This is a genomic window from Vibrio sp. Vb0667, from assembly GCF_033391095.1.
Genome location: NZ_JAWPOL010000078.1, coordinates 1 through 2371 on the forward strand (window position 1 = coordinate 1; position 2371 = coordinate 2371).

Here is a 2371-nt window from a genome sequence, read left to right on the forward strand (position 1 = left end):
TACAATTTTTAGATGATAAGGTCAGCGCACAGCAGTATGCTTTATCTAGCGGTGAAGAATACGAGTTGTGCTTCACTGTATCAGAACAAAATCGAGGTTCTTTGCAGAGTGCTTTGTCTTATAGCGGGTGCAAAGTGACGTGCATTGGCCAAATTAGACCAAATGGAACGTTTGAGCTTCACGATAACAACCAACCTCTCGACTGGGATTTAAGTGGTTTCGACCACTTTAAATAAGCTCATCGAGTTAAACTAGCAGTATAGGTTTAAGGATATGACCAACCCTCTTTCTCTGATTTCATTAAAGAACCCGTGGCATTTGTTGGCGACGGGGTTTGGCAGTGGTTTGTCGCCAGTAGTTCCTGGAACAATGGGGACGCTTGCTGCGGTTCCGTTTTTTCTGTTGTTGGCGCAGCTGCCATTTCCGGCTTATGTCGTTGTGGTATTACTTTCGTGCGTGATTGGCATCAAAATCTGCCAAGTCACGTCAGATGATATGAAGGTGCATGATCACGGTTCAATTGTATGGGATGAGTTTGCGGGCTTTTGGATCACCATGAGTATTGTACCAGCCCTGAATATTCCTATCACGGAATGGAAATGGTTGTTGACGGGTTTCATTCTTTTCCGCTTTTTCGATATGGTCAAACCGTGGCCAATAGGTTGGTTAGACAAACGCATCCATGGCGGGCTTGGCATTATGCTCGATGATATTGTGGCGGGTATTATGGCAGGTATTGCTTTGTTTCTCGTTGCAAAGTATGCGGGTTGGATGAGTTAGTACATCACCTATCACTCGAAGAACAACAAGAATTAAAAAGGGATACCATTGGCATCCCTTTTTGCTATTTAATTGCTTACTTCGCAAGGTATTCCGCAATGGATTTTTCAATCCCTTTTGCGTCTAAACCGAGTTCTTCGTGAAGTTCTTCTTGAGTACCTTGATGGATGAATTTATCAGGCAAGCCAAGGTTGAGTACTGGTTTGATGATTTTTTCTTTCATCATGAACTCAACTACACCTGCGCCAGCACCACCTGCGATTGCGTTCTCTTCTAGTGTGACAAGAACGTCATGTTCATCAGCGAGTTGGCGAATCAATGATTAATCAAGAGGTTTGACGAAACGCATATCAGCAACCGTTGCATTGAGGTTTTCAGCTGCTTCTAGTGCATTCGGTAAGAAAGTACCGAAGCTCAGGATTGCCACCTTTTCACCTTTGCGTACCACTCGACCTTTACCAATCTCAAGAGCGGTAAACTCTTTTTCGATCTCTGTACCCATACCACTACCACGAGGATAACGTACGGCACTTGGTCCAGTGTGCTTATGACCTGTGTACAGCATTTGGCGACATTCGTTTTCGTCGCTTGGTGCCATTATCACCATGTTAGGAATGCAGCGCATAAAGCTAAGATCAAAGGCACCGTGGTGTGTTTGACCATCTGCACCGACCAAACCTGCGCGGTCGATAGCAAACATTACTGGTAAGTCCATGATAGCGATGTCATGGATAAGTTGATCGTAACCACGTTGCAAGAAGGTCGAGTAGATAGCAACGATCGGATGATCGCCAGCAATTGCCATACCCGTTGCAAGTGTCACAGCGTGTTGCTCTGCAATTGCCACATCAAAGTATTGGTCTGGGTACTCTTTCGAGAAACGTACCATGCCAGAACCTTCACGCATTGCTGGCGTAATTGCCATTAGCTTAGGATCTTGCGCTGCCATGTCACATAAGAAGTCACCAAAAATCTTTGAGAAAGTTGGTTTGCCGCCACTGCTTTTTGGTAAGCAGTTATGGCTTGGATCGAACTTAGGGACGCCGTGGTAGCCAATAGGATCTTTCTCTGCTGGCTCATAACCTTTACCTTTCTTGGTCATGATGTGCAGGAACTGAGGGCCTTTAAGCTCACGCATGTTCTTCAGTGTTTTAACGAGCTCATTCACATCGTGCCCATCAATTGGACCAATGTAGTTAAAGCCAAACTCTTCAAACAGAGTGCCAGGGACAACCATGCCTTTTAGATGTTCTTCAGTGCGACGAACCAGTTCTTTGATTGGTGGCACACCTGATAGCACTTTTTTTCCACCTTCACGGATAGAGGTGTAAAGACTACCGGAAAGCACTTTCGCTAGGTGGTTGTTCAGAGCGCCAACGTTTTCTGAGATCGACATTTCATTGTCGTTAAGAATCACCAACATGTCAGGGTGAACATCGCCTGCGTGGTTCATGGCTTCGAATGCCATGCCTGCAGTAATCGCACCATCACCAATCACACTGATGACTTTACGACCTTTACCTTCTTTTTGAGCGCTGATGGCTAGGCCAAGCCCTGCACTGATGGAAGTAGAAGAGTGACCAACTGATAG

General features: G+C 45.5%; 1 protein-coding gene and 2 pseudogenes. 2 read left to right on the forward strand and 1 reads right to left on the reverse strand.

Annotated elements, in window-relative coordinates:
- Both R8269_RS23435 and pgpA read left to right on the forward strand, forming a co-directional pair.
- Positions 1-236: pseudogene (locus tag R8269_RS23435) on the forward strand (thiamine-phosphate kinase); the annotation flags it as partial.
- A 37-nt stretch (positions 237-273) separates the two neighbouring features.
- Positions 274-780, forward strand: a complete 507-nt coding sequence (gene pgpA, locus R8269_RS23440; RefSeq protein ID WP_005482983.1) for a phosphatidylglycerophosphatase A — start codon at positions 274-276, stop codon at positions 778-780.
- Positions 781-856: 76 nt separating this feature from the next.
- Here the strand turns inward: pgpA and dxs are convergent.
- Positions 857-2371, reverse strand: a pseudogene (gene dxs / locus R8269_RS23445) (1-deoxy-D-xylulose-5-phosphate synthase); the annotation flags it as partial.